Genomic DNA, 20,645 nt, shown 5'->3' with positions numbered 1-20,645 from the left:
TGTCGTCAGGGGAACAATCGTGGATGTAGGAATCGTCATTCCCGCTGCGATCACAGTTGGTGGATTCCTGGGAAAGTAGTGTAGGAGTTAATCGTTCATGGGCCATTACACCGGTCCGAAGGCCAAAGTTAATCGTCGTCTCGGAGCTGTCATTTACGAAAGCCGTGGTGCCATGCGCGCCGCCGACCGCCGGCCTTCTCCCCCAGGTATGCACAACCGTCCGAAGCGGCCGTCGAACTACGGTGCTGCTTTGATGGAAAAGCAAAAAATCAAGCACTATTACGGTATCGGTGAGAAACAGCTCCGCCGCTACTTCGACCACGCCAAGCACAGCAAGGGCAACACGGGTGAAAACCTGCTGACCCTCTGTGAACGTCGCTTGGACAACGTGGTCCGTCGTGCTGGTTTGGCTTTGACCCGCTGCCAGGCCCGTCAGGGCATCGTGCACGGTCACTTCCTGGTCAATGGCCAGAAGGTGGACAAGCCATCGTACCAGCTTCGCCCTGGAGACGTCATCAACGTCCGCGGTCGCGAGAAGCTGCAGATCATGTATCGCAGCATCCACTCGGACGCTTCGGGTGAACCAGCCGCGTTCCTGTCGGCTGACCCGGAAACCCTTTCGGCGACCTTCGACGCCGTGCCAGGCCCGGAAGATATCAGCCTGCCGGTCGACGTGAATATGGTGGTCGAATTTATGTCGCGTTAATTTCCGAAAGTTCATTTTCGGCAATTCGCAACAATTCGTAGATTTCAAAGGGATTCCGGCACGATGGCCCGTCGCGGAATCCCTTTTTTTTTGGTTCAATGTGCCCTGTTACCGTGAATACTGAGACGTGGAGCCCCACAATCGCATCTCAGTGAAGTAACTCACCTTATTGCCTTAGAAAATTTGCTAGAGAGACATCATGGCTCATACCCAATTGGCGGTCATCGGAGGTGGTCCCGGGGGCTACGCAGCGGCGTTTCTGGCTGCTGACGAAGGAATGGAAGTCACGCTGATCGAGAAGGATACTCGTCTGGGCGGTACCTGTTTGCTCCGCGGTTGTATCCCGTCGAAGGCCCTTCTACATGTGGCCAAGGTGATCGACGAAGTCCACGAGATGAACAAGGACTGGGGTGTTACTTTCGGTGAGCCTCAGATCGACTTGGATAAGCTTCGCGCCCGTAAAGAAGGCGTGATCAAGTCGCTGACGACTGGCCTCGGGCAATTGGCCAAGAAGCGTAACGTCACCGTCATCAAGGCGAAGGGCAGCTTCATCGATTCCAGCACCATCCAGTTGGAAGGGGACGACCCTTCGATTCCTGAAGGTGGCAAGCTGACGTTCGATCACGCGATCGTCGCTACGGGCTCGGTCGCGGCGGTTCCTCCAGCTTTCCAAATCGACTCGCCCCGCGTGATGGACTCGACGGGGGCTCTTGAGCTGCAAGACATCCCAGAAACCATGCTGGTCATCGGTGGTGGTTACATCGGTCTGGAAATGGGCACGGTGTACGCCCATCTGGGTACGAAGGTTAGCGTCGTCGAATTGACCGACGGTCTGCTGCCAGGTGCTGACCGCAACCTGGTCAAGCCATTGGCCAAGAAGCTCGACGAACTGTTCGAGGGCCGCATCTTCACCAATACCAAGGTTGGTTCGCTGGGCGATCGCGACGACAAGGTTGAAGTCGCATTCGAAGGCCCCGGTAAGTTCGGAACGTTCAAGTACGACCGCGTCCTGGTCTCGATCGGCCGTTGGCCGAACACCAAGGGTATCGGTCTGGAAAACACCCAGGTCGTCGTCGACAAGCGTGGCTTCATCGGCGTCGACAAGCAGCTGCGTACTGCTGATCCGAAGATCTCGGCCATTGGCGACGTCACCGGCAATCCCATGCTGGCTCACAAGGCGACCCACGAAGGTCGTACCGCTGTGGAAGCGATCCTCGGACATCCTGTCTCCTTCGAGCCGGCTGCGATTCCAGCCGTCATCTTCACCGACCCAGAAATTGCCTGGGCTGGCCTGATGGAAGAAGAAGCGAAGACGATGGGCAAAAAGGTCGAAGTCGCCCTTTACCCATGGGCTGCCAGTGGTCGTGCTCAGGCACTGGGCCGCACTGATGGTTTGACTAAATGGGTCATCGACCCCGAAACGCAGCGCGTCCTGGGCTGTGGTATCGTTGGCCCAGGTGCCGGCGAGATGATTTCGGAAGCCGTTTTGGCTCTGGAAATGCGTGCTGAAGTCTTTGATTTGACCTCGACTGTCCACCCGCATCCGACTCTGAGCGAGACGGTTATGAACGCGGGCGAGGTATTTTTCGGCACAGCCACGGAAATTTACAAGCCAAAGAAGAAGTCGTAAGGCTTTCTCTGGTAATAGTTTGCGTAAATGTTAAGGCTTATGGTGATTCTGCGGGTTGCAGAACAGGGAGAGGGTTCGTCCGCGACTCGCTGACAAACGCAGCGAGCGCGGTAGAATTCATGCTCGAAGCCTGCCTCGGGCCTAAACCGAGATTGATCTTTGAGATAAGTTAATCGAGGGTTGCTTCGCCAGACGAAGCCGCGCAATGACTACGCGGCGAATCCGTATGAACTGACTGGCGTTAAGCAACGGACTGAATAAAAGGGAAGTTGCATGGCGAACGCCAAAATGATGCCGGCCGAAGAGAATTTGATGCGGAACAATCCGGCGACCTTCGCTGCCGATGTGGATCCAGCCGAAACTCAGGAATGGCTGGATTCTCTCGACTACGTTTTGGAAGGCAAAGGAGACGACCGGGTTCGCTTCCTTCTTTCGGCTCTGGAAAATCGTGCTCATGCACGTGGTGTCGATATTCCTTTCGCCGCCAACACGCCGTATATCAACACGATCCATTCTTCGGATCAGCCAGCCTATCCGGGCAACCGCGAGTTTGAACGCCGCATCAAGAGCATCATCCGCTGGAATGCGATGGCGATGGTGACTCGGGCCAACAAGAATTTTGAAGGCCTCGGCGGTCACATCAGCACGTTCGCTTCCAGCGCGACGCTGGTGGAAGTCGCTTTCAATCACTTCCTGCGTGGTCGTGGCAGCGGCTTCGAAGGTGACCAGGTTTATTTCCAGGGCCACGCTTCACCAGGGATTTATTCGCGAGCGTTCGTCGAAGGTCGTTTGACCGAAAAGAACCTCGAGAACTTCCGTCGCGAACTGCAGCCTGAAATGGGCCTGTCGTCCTATCCGCATCCATGGTTGATGCCAGACTTCTGGGAATTCCCCACGGTCTCGATGGGTCTTGGTCCGATCTGCTCGATCTACCAGGCACGCTTCAACCGCTACTTGCACGACCGTGGTTTGAAGGACACCAGCAAGACTCGCGTCTGGGCGTTCCTGGGCGACGGCGAATGCGACGAACCAGAAACCCTGGGTGCCATCAGCCTCGCTTCGCGTGAGCAGCTGGACAACCTGACTTGGGTGATTAACTGCAACCTGCAACGTCTCGACGGCCCAGTCCGTGGTAACGGCAAGATCATCCAGGAACTGGAAGCGGTCTTCCGTGGTGCTGGCTGGAATGTCATTAAGGTTGTCTGGGGTAGCGACTGGGATCCGCTGTTGGAAGCCGACAAGAGCGGCCTTCTGGTCAAGCGAATGGAAGAAGTGGTCGACGGTCAGTACCAGAAGTACGTCGTCGAATCGGGTGATTACATCCGTAAGCACTTTTTCGGCAAGTACCCAGAACTGCTCGAGCTGGTCAAGAACTACTCCGACGAAAAGCTGCAGAAGCTGACTCGCGGTGGTCACGATCCAGAAAAGGTCTACGCCGCTTACAAGGCTGCGACCGAATGCAAGGGCAAGCCAACCGTCGTCATCGCCAAGACGATCAAGGGTTATGGTTTGGGCGAAGCAGGCGAAGGCCGAAACGTCACCCACAACCAGAAGAAGCTCAACGAAGAAGAGCTGCGAGAATTCCGTACGCGATTCAGCATTCCGATTTCGGACGAAGAAGTCGTCAAGGCTCCGTTCTACCGTCCGCCGGAAGATAGCGCTGAAATGCGTTACCTGCAGAAGCGTCGCGAATCGCTGGGCGGTTACGTCCCTTCGCGTCCGAAGAACTATCCAGTCTCGACCATTCCAACCCTCGAAGCCTACAAGGAATTCCTTGGCGGCAGCAAGGGGAAGGAAATGTCGACCACGATGGGCTTCGTCCGCCTGCTTTCCAAGCTGTGCAAGGACGAGAACATCGGCAAGCAGATCGTGCCGATTGTCCCCGACGAATCGCGTACCTTCGGTATGGAAGGTATGTTCCGCCAGGTTGGTATCTACGCCCACTCGGGGCAGTTGTACGAACCGGTCGACTCCGATCAGCTGATGTACTACAAGGAAGCCAAAGACGGTCAGATCCTGGAAGAAGGGATCACCGAAGCAGGCTCGATGTCGTCGTTCATTGCGGCAGGAAACGCCTACTCGCAGCACGGCATCAACATGATTCCGTTCTTCATCTATTACAGCATGTTCGGCTTCCAGCGCATCGGCGACCTCGTCTGGTGTGCTGCCGATACGCGTGCCAAGGGCTTCCTGATCGGTGGTACCGCCGGTCGTACGACCCTCAACGGCGAAGGTCTGCAGCACCAGGATGGTCATAGCCACCTGAACGCGATCGCCTTCCCAACGGTTCGTTCGTACGACGTGTGCTACGCCTACGAAACGGCTGTCATCGTGCTCGACGGCATGAAGAAGCTGTATGAAGAAGGCGACACGGCGATCTACTACGTCACCGTCGGTAACGAAAACTACGCCATGCCCGAGATGCCCGAAGGTGCCGAAGAAGGCATCATCCGCGGTATCTACAAGCTGAAGAACCAGCCAGCCGACAAGGCCCGGGCCACGGTTCAGCTCATGGGTAGTGGCACGATCACCCGCTGTGTGATCGACGCCGCTCAGATCCTGGCGGAAAAGTACAACATCGCCAGCGACGTCTGGGCCGTGACCAGCTACACCGAGCTGCGTCGTGACTCGCAAGATGTCGAACGCTGGAACATGTTCCATCCGACCGAAGAGCCCAAGAAGTCGTACATCGAGACGATTATGGAAGGTGTGGAAGGGCCGTTCATCTCGGCATCGGACAACGTTCGTGCCTGGGCGGAACAGGTTCGTCCTTATCTGCCGGGCAACATGGTTGCCCTGGGCACCGACGGTATGGGCCGCAGCGAAACTCGCGAAGCCCTGCGTCGTCACTTCGAGGTCGACGCCGAATCGATCGTCATTGCCACGCTGTACGAACTGGCACGCACCGGCAAGATCGAACGGACCGAAGTGGCTCAGGCCATCAAGGATTTGAACTACGACGCTGAAAAGCCCAACCCATACTTCGCCTAACGGCGAACCGTGGGTTCGATTGCCGAGCCCACGCTGGCTTTTCGTAGCGACTGAAGATAAGCATTCCAAGCAAGGTTATTCACCATGGCAATAGACGTACAACTTCCTGACCTGGGTGATGGAATTGAATCGGGTGATGTGCTGGCCGTTCACGTTTCGGTCGGTGACTCGGTTGAAAAGGGTCAGACTCTGATCGAAATCGAAACCGATAAGGCAACGGTCGACGTTCCTAGCACCGAAGGTGGCAAGGTCACCAAGGTCTTCGTGAAGACCGGCGACACCGTCGCGGTTCACGCTCCGATCGTCACGATCGACGGCGCTGGCGGCGGAAGCTCGGCACCTGCTCCGGCTGCCCCGGCCGCGGAAGAAAAAGCTCCGGAACCAGCCGCTCCGGCTGCTGCGGAACCCGAAGCCGCTGAAGAAAAGCCAGCCCCGGCTGCTCCTGCCGCACCGAAGCCAGCTCCGGCCCCGGTTGCTGCTCCGCGTCCGGTCACGCCTCCGCCAGCTCCGGTTAGCGAAGCTCCAAGTGCCGACGAAAGCGTTCCGGCCGGTCCTGCCGTTCGTCGGTTCGCTCGTGAAGTGGGCGTCGACCTGCGTAACGTTCAAGGTTCCGGCCCAAATGGTCGTATCGAACGCGAAGACGTTCTGCGTACCGTGCGTGACCTGAATCAAGGTGGCGGTTCCAGTGCGAAGTCGGGTGGTTCCGCTCCGGCCGCAACCGGTGCTCTGCCATCGCTGACCGGCGAAGCTCATGAAGACAAGTACGGTCCGGTTCGCATCGAAAAGATGAAGAAGATCCGCAAGGTGACCGCCGCTCAGATGACCAAGAGCTGGACGACCGCACCACGCGTGACCAACTTCGACGATGCCGACATCACCGCATTGGAAGAGCTGCGTCAGCAAAGCAAAGACGACTACGCCGAAGCAGGCGTCAAGCTGACCACCATGCCATTTCTGATCAAGGCAGTCGCGGTTGCTCTGCGTGAGCATCCAGAGCTGAACGCCACGATCGACATGGAAAACGAACAGGTCATCTACAAAGACTATGTTAACGTCGGCATCGCTGTCGATTCGGAACGTGGTCTGGTCGTGCCGAACATGAAGAACACCGATCGCATGTCGATTCCGGACATTGCTCGCAACCTGCAGCAAACCGCCAGCGACATTCGTGGGAACTCGTTCGAGATGTCGGTGCTGCAAGGTGGCACGTTCACCATCAGCAACCTTGGCGCGATCGGCGGTACTTACAGCACGCCAATCATCAATGTTCCAGAAGTCGCCATCTTGTTGGTCGGTCGCTCGCGTAAGATGCCGGTTGTGGTCAAAGACCAGATCGTCGCTCGCTTGATGATGCCAATGAGCCTGTCGTACGACCATCGCCTGGTCGACGGTGCGACGGCCCAGCGATTCCTGAACGACGTCAAGAGCTTGCTGGAAAACCCAAGCAAGCTGCTGATGGCCCCGTAACTCGCGGTACCATTCCAGCGGGCAACGGCCCGTGACGTCAAAACGAATATCGAAAGCCCCTTGGCATCCACGATGCGAGGGGCTTTTTGCTTTCCACCCAGACCTCTTCCCATCAACACTTACGTCAGGCTTCCCGCATGGAAACGCTCAAATCACAAATCATCGAATACAGTATCGAGAACGAGTACGAAGCGACGCAGTTCGCTACGGCGAAGTGCGATGTTTGTAGCGGCGACGTCTTCGAAGTGCTGATGAACGAAGAGGAAGGCATTGCTTGTCGCGTTTGCGAGAAGTGCGATACCGAGCATGGCATCGGCGATAGCGACAGTTACGTCGACGAAGTCGAAGAAATCTTCGACATGATCTGCACCTGCGATGGGACTCACTTCCAGGTCATGGCAGGCGTCTCGCTCTACGACGACAGCGACGACGTTCGCTGGTTCTACCTGGGCTGCAAATGCGTCGCGTGTGGCCTCTCAGGGGTCTACGGCGATTGGAAGAGCGAATACCAAGGTTACCAGGCCCTTCTCAATAACGTTTAGCCGTGGAACCTTCCCAGCAGAATCGCGGCCGCCAGGAACCGGTAGGCCTGCAAGAGGTGCTTTACGACTTTCAGCAGCGAAAGCGTTGGCCCCAAGATGTCGCCCAGTGGATCGCGCGATCGCAGCCAGATGACAAATTGCTACTGGACTTAATGAACCGCGACTGTCAGCGTCACCAAAGTTTGGCGCTGCATGTCGTTGGCCAACTGATCGAAAGCGATCCGCCCATTCAACCTGGGCAGCCTGTGGCCGAAAGAGTGTTAGAGCTCTTAGCGAGTGAATGGTTTAAGCCGAAGCGGCGCTATCTGCGCGCCCTCAAGCTGTGGGCTTCGAATTCCGTCGGTTCTTAGGCGAACTGGATTGGTGGACCGCCAATCGATCTTATGGAAACGGCTAATGCGAGGGGCTATAATCCGGCCTGAACTTGGTACCCCCTCAGAGCCAGCCCCATGTCGAAACTTCTCATCGTATGTCCCAACTGTAGCGCCAAATATGCCGTTGCCGATGCCAAAGTCTCCGGCAAGAACGTTTCGTGTCAGAAGTGCGGTCAAAAGTTTGTCGCCAAGGTAATGCAGGCCAAGCCAGCCCCGGCGAAAACGCCTGAGCCTGATTCGTCGTCTGGAATGCCAGGGGACGATTTATTCGGAGGCGACCCGCTGGGAGGCGGCAACGATCTGTTTGGCGACTTTCCTTCTTCCACTTCGGCCCCTTCGAGCACGCATGCGCCATTGGCGTCCGTTTCGCGAAAGAAGAGCGGCAAGGGCCCGGATCTAAAGCAATTTCTCCCGCTGATTTTCGGCGGCGTGGGCCTCGTCGCATTAATCGTGATTGGGATGATGACCTACTCGTTTGCCAGTTCCGCGTGGCAAGCGATGGAGAAGCAAGCCAACAACGAGGAGATCGCCTACGGGGCCCACTTGGCGATCATGGAGAAGCAGTTCGAGAGCACGTTGCGATTTATCGAGGCGCTCGAATCGATCCAGAGCAAGGACGACTATCCGCAGTTCGTCTACGCGGTGCAGCAAGAGACTAAGAAGCTCGACGCCCTCAAGCGAGAGGCCGAAGGGCTTCCCGCTTTGCCCAAACATCTCCATTCGCAGATGGAGCAGGACGTCAAGAAGATGGCCAGCGAGCAGGAAAAACGGATCAAAGCGGCGGGGCAAAAGCTGGCGGAATATCGCCAGGATGCCGGAGTCGCTAATGCCATTTCCCTCTATTACACCTCGCTCGGGCAAGTGGTCAATGCGATGAACGTCGCCAACGAACGGCCACCCGAAGAACAAGCCGCGTTATTGGAAAGAAGCCAAAAGCAGCAAGTTCAGGCGTCGCAGCCGACGAACATGCCGCGTAATCTCTATCGAACGGCGCTGAAAAAATACGACGAGCTCATTGAGGTAACTAAGCGTTTGCCAGACTCGCCCTTTCCGAAGGTCGACTTGGAACAGGTCGCTCGCCTCCAACGTGAGATTCATGCGATCGGCACCGAATACCGCGAGATTCCCTTTTTCCTGGGAACGGGAACGGATGCGTATATTGCCACGTCACAGAATGGCACGCTGATCAAAAATGCCCAAGCGAAGTGCCAATACTTGTTGCTGGACTATCTTGACACCGACATTCCCGCGGACAGTAAAGAGGCAGCGGATCTTGCCCTAGAACAATCGAACGCCAATCGCGAGGTCTGGAATTACATCGGTGCTAATTTGCCATTGATGGAAGACGCTCAGGAAATCGGTCCTTCCTATCTGAACTTTGGGATCGACGAACTGACGCGTCTTGCGGAGCAGCACAACAAGTACCAGCAGCAGATGGGATCGAGCCCGTTCGTGGTGATGGTGATTGATCGCTTATTCCTGCCAGAACTGACGAACTGGCTCGACGGCAACTTCAACGACCAGTGGTACGGGATGGATACGCGAAGGGCGTTTGTCATCTGGCGACCACTCAACAGTGGCGAAACCATCCCTGCGGCGCTCACGAGTGGCGAGCCTTTGCATCCTCGGGAAGTCGAGGGAGTGCAAGTGATTGCGATGCCGTTCACCGATGCCATTGGTCAAGAGCTGAAGCGAGAAGGAGAGCCAGATCGAGCTGAACTGGCGACACACTTCCAAGGCAGACACTTCATCGATGGGCGTCCAATTGCGATGAATGGTGGTGGTTCCCAGCCGCCAGGTATGAATCGACCTGGACCGGCCGGACCTGGGTTTGGACCTGGTGGAGGAAGGCCCAACATGGGAGGTGGCCCTCCTGGTGGACATCGGGGACCAAGATCGTTCGAGGAGTTTATTCAAGAGCATGGGGCGCAGAACGTTATCCGCCTGGAAATGTCTGCTACCGATTCAAACATGCGTCGAGGCATCATCAAGCAATATCGTCCCCGCGCTGCCTTTGGCTCGACCGACAGCAAGACAGGCAAATTTATCTATATGCTGACTTACGAGGGTGACATCCAGCAGTTCGCCAATGATTTCAATTTGGGAGAAGTCGAAGAAGTCGTGCCCAACGAACGACTCATTCGCATTAAGTAGTTCGCCATATCCCTGCGTTGGTCATAGAACCATTTCATTTGCTTCCGAGTTGAGAGAGTATCGATGGCGTTCCTGAAAGCGATCGGCGGATTCATCGCAGGCATGGTCGTGGCCTTTGTGCTGGTGATCGCGGTGGAAGGCTATAGTGCCGTCGTGCATCCTTTTCCCGAAGACTTCGACGGCAGCATGGAAGAGGTATGCCTGCATGTTGAGCGTTATCCAGCGTGGGTCCTGGCGACCGTGATCCCGATGTGGGGACTGCTCGCTTTTCTGGGGGTGAAGGTGGCGAACTGGATCGGCAATTGGGGAGCCGCGATTCCGGTAGCCTTGCTGCTGTTGGTCGCGGTCGGCTTCAACCAGTGGATGGCACCTTATCCAATCTGGTTCGAGATCGGAAACTTCATCGTGATGCCCTTGGCCATCTGGTTCGCTCTGGCTCGCCGAAAGCCACCAGTCGAAGCCGCCGAATAAATGCGAGTGTCTGACTTTCTAACCGGCACAAATTGCTCTGACTGGGGGCCGGTCTGCGGTAGGATGGGGGTGGTGTTGGAAGGCGATTCCGACGACGTTTCCTGCCGTTAACCCCCTCAAATATCATGACTTCTTTCGCGATCGTTCCTCAGCCACTTTCGGTTCGAGCATGGGGAATGGGGGCCTTGCTGGTCAACATGCTTCTTCTGGTGGGCTGCGAAACGAAAGAGCCAGTGCCTGAGCCGCCGCCAGAGCAACCAAAAACAGAAGAATCGGCAAACGTTGCTCCATCGCCGAAGGCTGAAAAGCCGATCGACACGCCAGCGGTCGAAAAGCCGAAGGAAGAGGACGACTTCGAGATCCAGTTGGAATACGACCAACCTTCGCTCCAGTTATTACCCCCCTTAACTGCAGAAGATGCCGCGTCGGCGGATCCCGCGCAGTGGTGGTGGAACTACGAAACACTGCTCGAGCAGGTTCGGAAGGATGGTATTCACCCAGCCAGTCAGCAGATTTTAGAGGCCGATTCGTCACGCAGTGCCCAACTGCTGGTCGCAGCGATGAAGCTTGGGGCTGGGACGCTCGAAGAAGAGCCGCAGCTCTTGTGGCAAACGATCTATGCCCATACCCGTTCGGTGAACGATCTGCAGATCAACGCGATGCTGGCTCCAGCACTGGGACAGCAGGCTTTCCTGCCGATGTTTTTGCCACCGAATCAGGTTGGCGGAAACTTACTGCAGCGGTTCGCTTTCGACGAAAGCCTCGATCGGCTGGTAGGCGTGGCGATCTCGCCGGATGGAACAGCGCTGGCCGCGATTGATTCCAACAATGGTCTTGTGAAAATGTTCGAGCTCTCGACTGGCAAGCTGTTGTGGGAAGGGGAGCGGATGCACCTCGGCAGTCTGGCAGGCGTCGCGTTCTCGCCCGATGGCAAGTGGCTGGTATCGGCAGGCAACTTCAGGAAATCGGTTGTGCTGTGGGATACGTCGAGCGGCGAAGTGCTCAAGAGTTTGCCTGTCATGAAAACAGGTGGCCCGCAAAGTGTCGCGTTTTCTCCCGATGGCAAAACGGTCTTGATCGGGAAAGACCGTGCAGGGGCAGATGACGAAGAGCCCGTCTTTCTTTGGGATGTCGAGACTGGTGAGAAACGGTCGATCAAGATCGATGGGAACAACGCACGTGTCGTCGCCTTTTCGCCCGATGGCAAATGGCTCGCGACCAACGCGACTTCCGAAAAGCTTCCTTTCATCGATGTGGCAAGTGGCGAAGTCGCTCAGGAAGTTGGACCACTTCCACGTGGCGTCGAAGTGTTCGCTTTATTTGCGGATGGCAAACGAGTTGCGATCGCCGCAGGCTGGCACGATCCGGAAGTCGAGATTCGCGACATCGCCACCTCCAAGGTGCTTAAGTCTTTTAAAGTGGATGGCTTTCGGGTGGTCTCGCTGGCGGTATCACCTGACGGCAAGTACATCGCGGTCGGCAACGATAAAGGATCGGCCCAGGTCTGGAATGTCGAAACCGAGCAGTTCGCTCCGCTGCAAATCACGCATACCGGCAGCATCGCTTGTCTGGCGTTCTCGCCGGATAGTCATCTGCTGGTCAGCGGTGGTGGCGATGGCATGATTGCCGTCTGGGATCTGTACGCCAAGGAAGTGACGCAGCCGCAGCAGTGGCAGATCAATCGCATCGTGACGACGGCCATTACCAGCGATGGCAAGTTGATGGCCACCGGCGGCGGCAACGCCGATGCGATTATCTGGGATGCAGCGACCGGGCGGCAGAACGATGTCATTCACGAACCGTTTCCGGCAGAGACCATCGATCGGATTGTGTTTTCGCCCAATGGAAAGCAGATGGCGTTTACCTTTGGTCAGCCGCAAGCGGTGCTGGTCAAACTGCCCGAGGCACTCCGGGAGGGGAAGCTCGATGGACCTAGCGTGCAGGGCAACTTCGGCCCGTCCGGTTTATCGATGGTCGCCTATTCGCCGGATGGCAAGATCATCGCACTTGGCGGAATGGAAGAGGCTTCAATCTGGAAGATGCCTGAGGGAGAGAAAGTCCACTCCTTCAAAGACGTCGAGGAGGGAGCGTTCGTCGATCAGATAACCTTCAGCCCAGATAGCTCCCTCGTGGCGTGTGCATCGGTGAGTGAAGGCAAGGTTCGCATCTATGAAGTCACTTCCGGTAAACTCAAGCAAACTGTGGAAGTGCCCCACCTGGTGGGACCGCAGTTCTTTCTAGCGGATGGCAAGTCGCTGGTGGCAGCGAATGTGAGCGAGGCCTATTTGAAACAGGACTTGCAGATCATCGATATCGAATCGGGGAACGTGATCCGCTCGATGGAGATCCGGTCGACTTACCTGCGCGACATGGCTCTTTGCGACGAAGGGAAAACGCTTGTCGCGCTCGAAGGTGATGGCTGGCTGGAGTTCTGGGATCTCGAGAGTGGTAAACGTCTGGCGGTCGCGAAAGTCGATGCCGAAGTGTGGCGATTGGCCAGCAGCGAGGATGGGAAGATCGTTCCGGCAGACCATCGAGGCTATGTGCAGCTTTACCAATGGAAACGCCCAGAGGCGAAATAACTCACGAAAAAAGCCCATCGCAAGTTTTCCTGGCGATGGGCTTTTGAGTTGGTTCGCAGTGCGAAGCGAAGTTGTTTCGCTGATCGCCCGACTTACGAAAGGGTCCAGCCGTCTGGCAGGTAAGCACCCTTTTCGATACATGGAATGCCGTCGACGATGGTCACGCCTTCTGGGTATTCCTTGTCGGGCATGTCGTCCGTCTTGATCACGCGGACGTTCTTGCCGATGTGGCAGTTCTTGTCGACGATGGCACCTTTGATCACGCTGCCAGCACCGATTTTCATGCAAGGGCGACCACAGTTGTCGTCCGCTTCGTTTTCGGTTTTGGTTGGGTAGTAATCGCAGCCCATCAACACCGAGTCTTCGATGGTGACGTTTTCTTCGATGACGCTACGCAATCCGATCACGCTGTTCTTGATGGTGCAGCCCTTCGCGATCTGGCAACCATCGGCGATCATTGCGTTGCTGACGGTGCTGTCCATCAGCATGCTTGGCGGCAGGAAGCGAGCACGGGTAAAGATCGGAGCTTCTTCTTCGACAAACTCGAAGGGTGGCTTGTGGGCCAGCGTGGCGATGTTGGCTTCGTAGAAAGCCTTGATCGTACCGATGTCTTCCCAGTAGCTGTCGAACATGTGCATCTGAACCCGCTTGGCACGAATGGCCGCAGGGAAGATTTCTTTGCCGAAGTCCTGGTAGTCGGTCTTTTCCAGCAGTTCGACCAGAGTATCGCGGTTGAACAGGTAATTACCCATGCTGGCCAGGCAGTCGCGACCCTGGGAATCGATGCCACGGGCGTCGATCCAAGCTGGATCGGTGCGAACGTGCGCGAGTTCTTCCGGAGTCTTCGGCTTTTCGACGAAGCCCTGAACGCGGCCAGTTTCGTCGATCTTCATGATGCCCAAACCACCAGCGTCCTTCGAGTGGACTGGCAGCCCGGCGATCGAAACGTCGGCTCCGGAAGCAATGTGCGAGTCGAGCATCTCGCGGTAGTCCATGCGGTACAACTGGTCGCCGGAGAGGATCAAGACGTACTCGATACCGTGCTGCTGAATGTATCGCAGGTTCTTACGGACGGCGTCGGCGGTACCTTGGTACCAGTCGGAACCTTCGCCGGCGGTCTGCTGTGCAGCCAATAGCTCGACGAAACCGCCGTTGAAGTGATCGAAGCGGTACGTTTGTCGAATGTGGCGATGGAGACTCACCGACATGAACTGCGTCAGCACATAGATGCGGTTCATCTGGCTGTTCAGGCAGTTGGAGAGGGGAATATCGATCAGGCGATATTTGCCCGCCAGCGGAACAGCTGGCTTCGAGCGGTATTTGGTCAATGGGTAGAGCCGAGTTCCGCGGCCTCCGCCGAGTACCAGGCAGATGACATTACGCATGGGTCACCTTCTCTCCGTCAAGGAAAAGCAAAGCATTGGGTGAGTATTGATCGGTGCGCCCAAACGATAACGGGCAACCCCAGGTGCACGCAAGTGAGCGCGCACTCCACCACCGATTTATTAGCGCAACTTTGTGCAAGTCGTGCGCCTTAAAGGGCAAGACGATTACTTTCGATAAAACCCGCGACGGCGCTGTTCGCTGTAGCGTTCCAACGCTTCGTTGATGATTGGCAGCGCCAATTCGGATGGCAGGATTTCATCGACTTCGACCGACTTCCCTTCCAACATCTTGTAGTCTTGGAAGAAGCGTCGCAACATGTTTCGACGATGATTCGGTAGATCGATCGCCTCGTTGTAAGACGAGTACTCCGGATCGGTCACTGCGACAGCGATGATTTTGTGGTCCAGTTTGCCACTGTCGACCATCGTCATTAAGCCAACCGCGCGAGCCGTGATCAGCGTCAGCGGAGCGACAGGTTCCTGGCAGAGAACCAGGACGTCGAGCGGGTCGTCATCTTCGGCGAGCGTCTGCGGAACAAATCCGTAGTTCGCTGGATAGTGAACGGCCGAGTAGAGCATGCGGTCCATCCGCAGCAGGCCGGTGTCTTTGTCCAACTCGTACTTGATGCTCGATCCAGTGGGGATCTCGATGACCGCACAGAATTCCCTTGGAATGTCCTCACCGGGGGTCACGTCGTGCCAAGCGTGCGTCATGGATGCGAATCTTCCTTGTGGGTCGGGGCTGCCCCAACTCCGATGGTTAACCAAATTGCCATTTCGGTCCCGCTTCCCTGTCAGGCACACCCGAAGTAAACGTGAACCTTTGCCTGTAGCATCCGTCTTAAAACACTTGGCGTCAACCGGTTTAAGGTGTTGCTAACTTCATTTCACGACGAAATTTACGAGACGACCAGGAACAACAATCGATTTCACGATTTGCTTTCCTTCGAGAAGCTCCTGCACACGAGGATCGGCTTTTGCCAGTGCTTCAAGATCGTCCTTCTTAATGTCGGCTGGAACCGTGATACGGCCGCGAACTTTCCCCATAATCTGAACGGGAACTTCGACTTCGTTATCAACGGTGAACGAATCGACGTATTGTGGCCACGATTCGTACGCCAAAGTTTTTTCGTGCCCCAAAAGCTGCCAGAATTCTTCTGCCAGGTGTGGTGCCAGCGGCGAGAGCATCAAAGCGAAGGTTTCCATCGCTTGTTTCGGCCGCGTCGACTCTTTGGTGAAGAAGTTGGTGAACTCCATCAAACGCGCGATCGCCGTGTTGAAGCTGAGGTTGCCCAAGTCTTGGGTCACGCTCTTCAACGTACGGTGGATCGTCTTATTTTGTTCCTCGGTCGGCTCGACGTCTTGCACGGCCGCGTTCAACTCGAGCGTCTCGGCGTTGTGATCGACGATCATGCGCCACGCCCGATCGAGGAAGCCTCGAACCCCCTTCACACCATCCATGGCCCATGGCTTGGTTGCTTCGAGAGGTCCCATGAACATCTCGTACAAGCGAAGACTGTCGGCACCAAAGTCGTCGACCACGACGTCGGGATTGACCACGTTGCCGCGGCTCTTCGACATCTTGTGGGCTCGCGCGTCGATGCGGACGTTGTTGTCGTCGGCAAGGACGAAGCCGTCACCCTTCTTCACGATCTGTTCTTCAGTCAGTTTGACCGCCGTGACCTTGTTGCCTTTGCCATCATGGATCGCATCGTCTTCGCGGACGATCTGGTTGCTGCCAATCCACTTGCCACCTTCAAGCTGATAGCCGGTGTACTCGATCTCGCCCAGGATCATGCCCTGGTTCACGAGGCGCTGGAATGGCTCTTTGGTCGAGACGTAGCCGCGATCGTAAAGTACCTTGTGCCAGAAGCGGGCATACAACAGGTGCAGCACGGCATGCTCCGCACCACCGATGTAAAGATCGACAGGCATCCAAGCCTTCTCTTTTTCACGATCGACGAAGACCTGATCGTTCTTCGGATCGATGAAGCGGAGATAGTACCAGCACGATCCAGCCCACTGCGGCATGGTGTTGGTTTCGCGCTTGTAGCGGACACCATCGATCACCGGATACAACCACGACCCGTCCGCCTTTTCGAGTGGCGGTTCTGGGCGGCCAATCGGTTTGTAGTCTTCGATCTGCGGCAAGTCGACCGGAAGCTGATCGATCGGCACCGCGCGGATCTTGCCGTTTGGCTCGCCGTTTTCGTCGAGCTCTTTCAAGATGGGGAATGGTTCGCCCCAGAATCGCTGACGGCTGAACAACCAGTCGCGAAGCTTGAAGTTGGTGGCTTCTTTGCCCAGGCCAGCTTGTTCCAAATCGAGAGCGATCTGCGACTTCACGTCGGCGGTCTTCATGCCGTCGTACTTGCCCGAGTTGATGGCGACACCATCGAACGTAGCGCATGCGGTGCCTGCGAGAACCGCGTCGCGATCGATATCGGACTTCGTGCCAGGATCGACGACAGCTATCACAGGGATGCCAAACTTCTGAGCGAACTCGAAGTCGCGATCGTCGTGCGCTGGCACCGCCATGATCGCCCCGGTGCCGTAGCTCGCCAAAACGTAGTCGGCGATCCAGATCGGTACCGGCTTGCCGTTCACAGGATTGATGGCATACGAACCGGAGAATACGCCCGTCTTATCTTTGGCCAACTCGGTACGTTCGAGGTCGGATTTGAACGCGGCTTGCTCGCAGTACTTCTTCACCGCGGCCGATTGATCGGCAGTGGTCAACTGTTCGACCAACGGATGTTCCGGCGCGATCACCATGTAGGTCGCACCGTAGAGCGTGTCAGGACGCGTGGTGTAAACGCGAAGGACATCGGTGCCCGGCTTTCGCGGATAGCCTGCGGTCTTGCGTTCGATTTCCCAGGGCGTGAACTCCTTTTCGGTACCCAGGAAGAAGTCGACTTCCGCACCGGTCGAACGACCAATCCAGTTTCGCTGAAGCTGCTTGATGCTGTCGGACCAGTCGAGCGAGTCGAGGTCGGACTCCAAGCGTTCCGCGTACGAAGTAATGCGAAGCATCCACTGCCGCAGCGGAAGACGCTGAACCGGGTGATTACCACGTTCGCTCTTGCCGTCGATCACTTCTTCGTTGGCAAGCACGGTACCCAGGGCAGGGCACCAGTTGACCGGAGCTTCGCTCACGTAGGCGAGACGATGTTCGTCTTGATACTTGCGTACGGCATCTTCCCCTTCCGCTGTCACATCGGCTGGTATTGGCAACTCCGAAATAGGTCGGCCTTTGCCGGCATCGGCGTCGTACCAAGTATCAAACAACAACAGAAAGATCCATTGCGTCCAACGAAAGTACTCGACATCGGTCGTAGCGATCTGGCGATCCCAGTCGTAGCTGAAGCCAATCATCTTCAACTGACGGACGAACTCGGTAATGTTTTTTTCGGTGGTGACGCGTGGATGCGTGTTTGTGCGGATGGCATACTCTTCCGCCGGCAATCCGAAAGAATCGAAGCCCATCGGGTGGAGGACGCTCTTGCCTTGCATGCGCGCCAATCGGCAAACGATGTCGGTCGCGGTGTAGCCTTCTGGGTGGCCCACGTGCAGCCCGGCTCCGCTGGGATATGGGAACATGTCCAGCACATACATCTTTTCCCCGGTCGGCAGTTCAGGACTTTTGAAGGTCTTGTTCTGCTCCCAATATTGTTGCCACTTCGGTTCAATTTCGGCCGGGTTATAGCGAGGCATTGGTGATATCCGTAGGGATGTTTGGCGGCGTTGCCGCTCCCGCAATGGGGGCTGTCAGGGCTCGATAGCGTGGGGATCGCCGCAAAATGTTTGCCCATAGGGCTTTCCCGCATGCTTTAGAAGGTAACGATTCTAATGGTGCCTTGGGGTGCTGACAATTCATAGGAGGCATCCCCTTCATCGGAACGTTCGCGCAAAACCAACCTTGTGGATAAATTCTGTCCAAGGATTTTGCGAGAATTGCATGTTGCCGAGTCGATTACCCTGATAGACTGCGTGTTTCCCTTTTAGATACCCCGAAACTTCACCCCTCGAATCGATATGCTTCACGGACGACGTCATCTGCAACTCGTGGACTCTGAACGCGACGCCATGCGAATTGCCTGTCAGTTCAATGCGCAACTGATGGACTTCGTTCGCCCTCACGTCAAAGCAGGCATCACCACCGAGGCACTCGATCGGATGATCCACGAGTACACGCTCGACCATGGTCATACGCCGGCCTGCTTGAACTATCAGGGCTTCCCGAAAAGTAGCTGCACGAGCGTGAACGAAGTGATTTGCCACGGAATCCCGGGCAAGTACGAGCTGAAAGAAGGGGATATCGTCAACGTCGACGTCACCTCGATTGTTGACGGATGGCATGGCGATCAGTCGGAAACATTCCTGATCGGTGAAGTCAGCCCAGAAGCGAAGCAAGTCACGCAGTGCGCGTTCGATTGCTTGTACCTGGCAATCGGTGCGATCTATCCTGAATGCCGCGTCTCGGAAATCGGCCGCGTCATTGTCGAAGAAGCGAAGAAGTACAACTTCGGCGTCGTTGAAGAATTCGTCGGACACGGCCTGGGACGTCGCTTCCACCAAGATCCTTCCATCCCACACGTCCCAACGCGAGCCGCTCACTCGGTCCGCTTGATGCCAGGCGTTTGCTTCACGATCGAACCGATGATCAACGTCGGTGGCCCGAGCACGCAGCTCGATCCGAGCGACGGCTGGACGGTTCGTACCCGCGATCGCAGCTTGAGCGCTCAATTCGAGCACACGATTCTGATGACCGAGAACGGTCCAGAGATCCTTTCGCTGACGAAAGATGGCCCGCAAAAGGGTCACAAGTTCTAAACGCTGCGGGCTGATAGCACTGAAATCAATCTTGTGTGCTACCGCAGAATTCGGTATTTCCTCCGGCATCGAACTCAAGTTCTTGCCTGAGGAATCCGGCCATGATGTGTCACCGACTGCTCTGTTTGCTCCTATCTACTGTCGCCATTGGTATTTGCGCCGAGGTCTCAGGAGCCGAACCGTACAAAGCCCGCGTGACGACCGCTCAGGTTTTTACCCGCAGCGGACCTGGTCAGAACTACTATCCGACCGCTTACCTCGAGAAAAATACGATCGTCGAGGTCTACCGCGAAGATGATGGCGGGTGGATGGCCATCCGTCCGACCGAGAACGAATTCAGCCTGCTGCCAGTCAAAGCCCTCTCGTACGGGGACGACCGACGTTTCGCGACGGTTCAAGTCGAGGACGCCCCTTCTTACATTGGCAGCCAGATCAGCGATCTGCACCATGTCGTCCATGTGAAGCTCGATCAAAACGAACCGGTCGAAGTGCTGGGGATCGTCGAACTTCGCGATCAGCAGACCGGCAAGAAGGAAGCGTTCTACCGCATCGCACCCCCAGCGGGCGAATTCCGCTGGATTAACAAGCATTTCGTCGAGGCTCTTTACCCTGAGCCAGTCGCGGCGCCACCACGACCGCAGCAAGATAAAATCGCCACGAAAGAGGCGATCGAGGAGGCCGAGTTCTGGAAGAAAGCCCAGAACAACGCCGGCACCGTGCGTCCCGTGTCGTACGATGCCGAGTCGGAAACGACTGCTGCCGCAAGACTTACGGGCAATCCGCTGCCGGTTGAAAAGCCTGCGGCCGAAGCATTCGATCCGTCGATCAAGCTCACGCTGAGCGAACTGGAGCTGAAGGTCAGCCAAGAGTGCATCAAGCCGGCCGACGAATGGAACTTCAAGCCATTACTCAGCCAGGCCAAGCGATTGGTCGACGAAGGGGAAAGTCCGCTGGAACGTGGCAAAGCCCGTCTGGTGCAGGAAAAAATCGAGGAGTTCAACGATCTGTCTGAGCGCAAGCTGGCCGCCAAGAAGGCGTTTGTCCCTGGCACTGGGCCGCTACGATCCCCCCCGATCGATTCGGTTGTGCTGGACGAGATGAAGCCGTCGGACGACCCTGCCGCCTCGTTCAAGGCAGATGGCTTTGATCCGCGTTACGACGGAAAAGGTTGGCTTATGCCCGTCATTACGCGGGCCTCGGCTACCCGAGATCCAAATCAGTACACGCCACCGTTCGCCCTGACCGACTCTCAGGGGAACGTGCTGCAGTTCGTTAGCCCTTCACCAGGGCTCAACTTGCGACGCTATTCTCGGATGGAAGTGGGCATCTACGGCCAGATTTCCCCGCTGGGGCAGCTAACCAAGCCCCATCTTACGGCCCACCGCATTGTGGTCCTCTCGCGACACGAAAAGCAGTAGCGAACGCCGACGTGTCATGGCCCAAACGGGCCAAGAATGGTCAAATGGTGGGAATCAAAAGGCCGACCTGTCCTGGCCTGTGCATTCAGAAG

At 56.5% G+C, this 20,645-nt stretch carries 13 protein-coding genes; 10 read left to right on the top strand and 3 right to left on the bottom strand.

Features of this window, described 5'->3' with window-relative positions:
* Positions 1-97: 97 nt before the first annotated feature.
* The 8 genes from rpsD (at position 98) to AB1L30_RS23580 (ending at position 12,917) form a co-directional block, all read left to right on the top strand.
* Entirely contained in the window at positions 98-706 is a 609-nt protein-coding gene (rpsD, locus tag AB1L30_RS23615) for a 30S ribosomal protein S4 (RefSeq protein WP_345093133.1), read from the top strand.
* Between the two features lie 199 nt (positions 707-905).
* A complete protein-coding gene (gene lpdA, locus AB1L30_RS23610; protein WP_367016617.1) occupies positions 906-2,336 on the top strand; it encodes a dihydrolipoyl dehydrogenase in 1,431 nt (476 codons plus the stop codon).
* Between the two features lie 273 nt (positions 2,337-2,609).
* Positions 2,610-5,327 carry a pyruvate dehydrogenase (acetyl-transferring), homodimeric type gene (gene aceE / locus AB1L30_RS23605; protein ID WP_367016615.1) on the top strand — a complete coding sequence of 906 codons (2,718 nt, stop codon included), beginning with the start codon at positions 2,610-2,612 and terminating at the stop codon, positions 5,325-5,327.
* A gap of 84 nt (positions 5,328-5,411) precedes the next feature.
* Entirely contained in the window at positions 5,412-6,794 is a 1,383-nt protein-coding gene (locus tag AB1L30_RS23600) for a dihydrolipoamide acetyltransferase family protein (RefSeq protein WP_367016614.1), read from the top strand.
* A 137-nt stretch (positions 6,795-6,931) separates the two neighbouring features.
* The gene (locus AB1L30_RS23595) at positions 6,932-7,336 is read left to right on the top strand and encodes a hypothetical protein (protein ID WP_367016612.1); all 405 of its coding nucleotides are present in this window, start codon (positions 6,932-6,934) and stop codon (positions 7,334-7,336) included.
* A 449-nt stretch (positions 7,337-7,785) separates the two neighbouring features.
* A complete protein-coding gene (locus AB1L30_RS23590) occupies positions 7,786-9,864 on the top strand; it encodes a zinc-ribbon domain-containing protein (RefSeq protein ID WP_367016610.1) in 2,079 nt (692 codons plus the stop codon).
* Between the two features lie 63 nt (positions 9,865-9,927).
* Positions 9,928-10,335, top strand: a complete 408-nt coding sequence (locus AB1L30_RS23585; protein ID WP_367016608.1) for a hypothetical protein — start codon at positions 9,928-9,930, stop codon at positions 10,333-10,335.
* A 125-nt stretch (positions 10,336-10,460) separates the two neighbouring features.
* A complete protein-coding gene (locus AB1L30_RS23580; RefSeq protein ID WP_367016606.1) occupies positions 10,461-12,917 on the top strand; it encodes a WD40 repeat domain-containing protein in 2,457 nt (818 codons plus the stop codon).
* Between the two features lie 92 nt (positions 12,918-13,009).
* Here the strand turns inward: AB1L30_RS23580 and AB1L30_RS23575 are convergent, their stop codons facing one another.
* The 3 genes from AB1L30_RS23575 to leuS all read right to left on the bottom strand — a co-directional run bounded on the left by AB1L30_RS23575 (position 13,010) and on the right by leuS (position 18,016).
* On the bottom strand, positions 13,010-14,302 hold the full coding sequence (locus AB1L30_RS23575) for a glucose-1-phosphate adenylyltransferase (protein ID WP_367016604.1): 1,293 nt from the start codon (positions 14,300-14,302) through the stop codon (positions 13,010-13,012).
* 165 nt (positions 14,303-14,467) lie between these two features.
* A complete protein-coding gene (locus tag AB1L30_RS23570; RefSeq protein ID WP_144973769.1) occupies positions 14,468-15,016 on the bottom strand; it encodes an inorganic diphosphatase in 549 nt (182 codons plus the stop codon).
* A 168-nt stretch (positions 15,017-15,184) separates the two neighbouring features.
* Positions 15,185-18,016 (bottom strand): leucine--tRNA ligase, encoded by a 2,832-nt coding sequence (leuS, locus tag AB1L30_RS23565; protein ID WP_367016602.1) that lies wholly within the window; start codon positions 18,014-18,016, stop codon positions 15,185-15,187.
* Positions 18,017-18,337: 321 nt separating this feature from the next.
* Here leuS and map point away from each other — a divergent pair, with 321 nt between their 5' ends.
* Together map and AB1L30_RS23555 are read left to right on the top strand one after the other, a co-directional pair.
* Positions 18,338-19,135 (top strand): type I methionyl aminopeptidase, encoded by a 798-nt coding sequence (map, locus tag AB1L30_RS23560; RefSeq protein ID WP_367016600.1) that lies wholly within the window; start codon positions 18,338-18,340, stop codon positions 19,133-19,135.
* 101 nt (positions 19,136-19,236) lie between these two features.
* Positions 19,237-20,553: a hypothetical protein gene (locus AB1L30_RS23555; RefSeq protein WP_367016598.1), complete on the top strand. Its 1,317-nt coding sequence runs from the start codon at positions 19,237-19,239 to the stop codon at positions 20,551-20,553.
* Positions 20,554-20,645 lie beyond the last annotated feature (92 nt).

It is taken from the genome of Bremerella sp. JC817, from assembly GCF_040718835.1.
Classification (GTDB): Bacteria; Planctomycetota; Planctomycetia; order Pirellulales; family Pirellulaceae; genus Bremerella.
The sequence above is the reverse complement of the archived record's forward strand: the minus strand, read 5'-3'. Positions and strand labels throughout refer to the sequence as shown.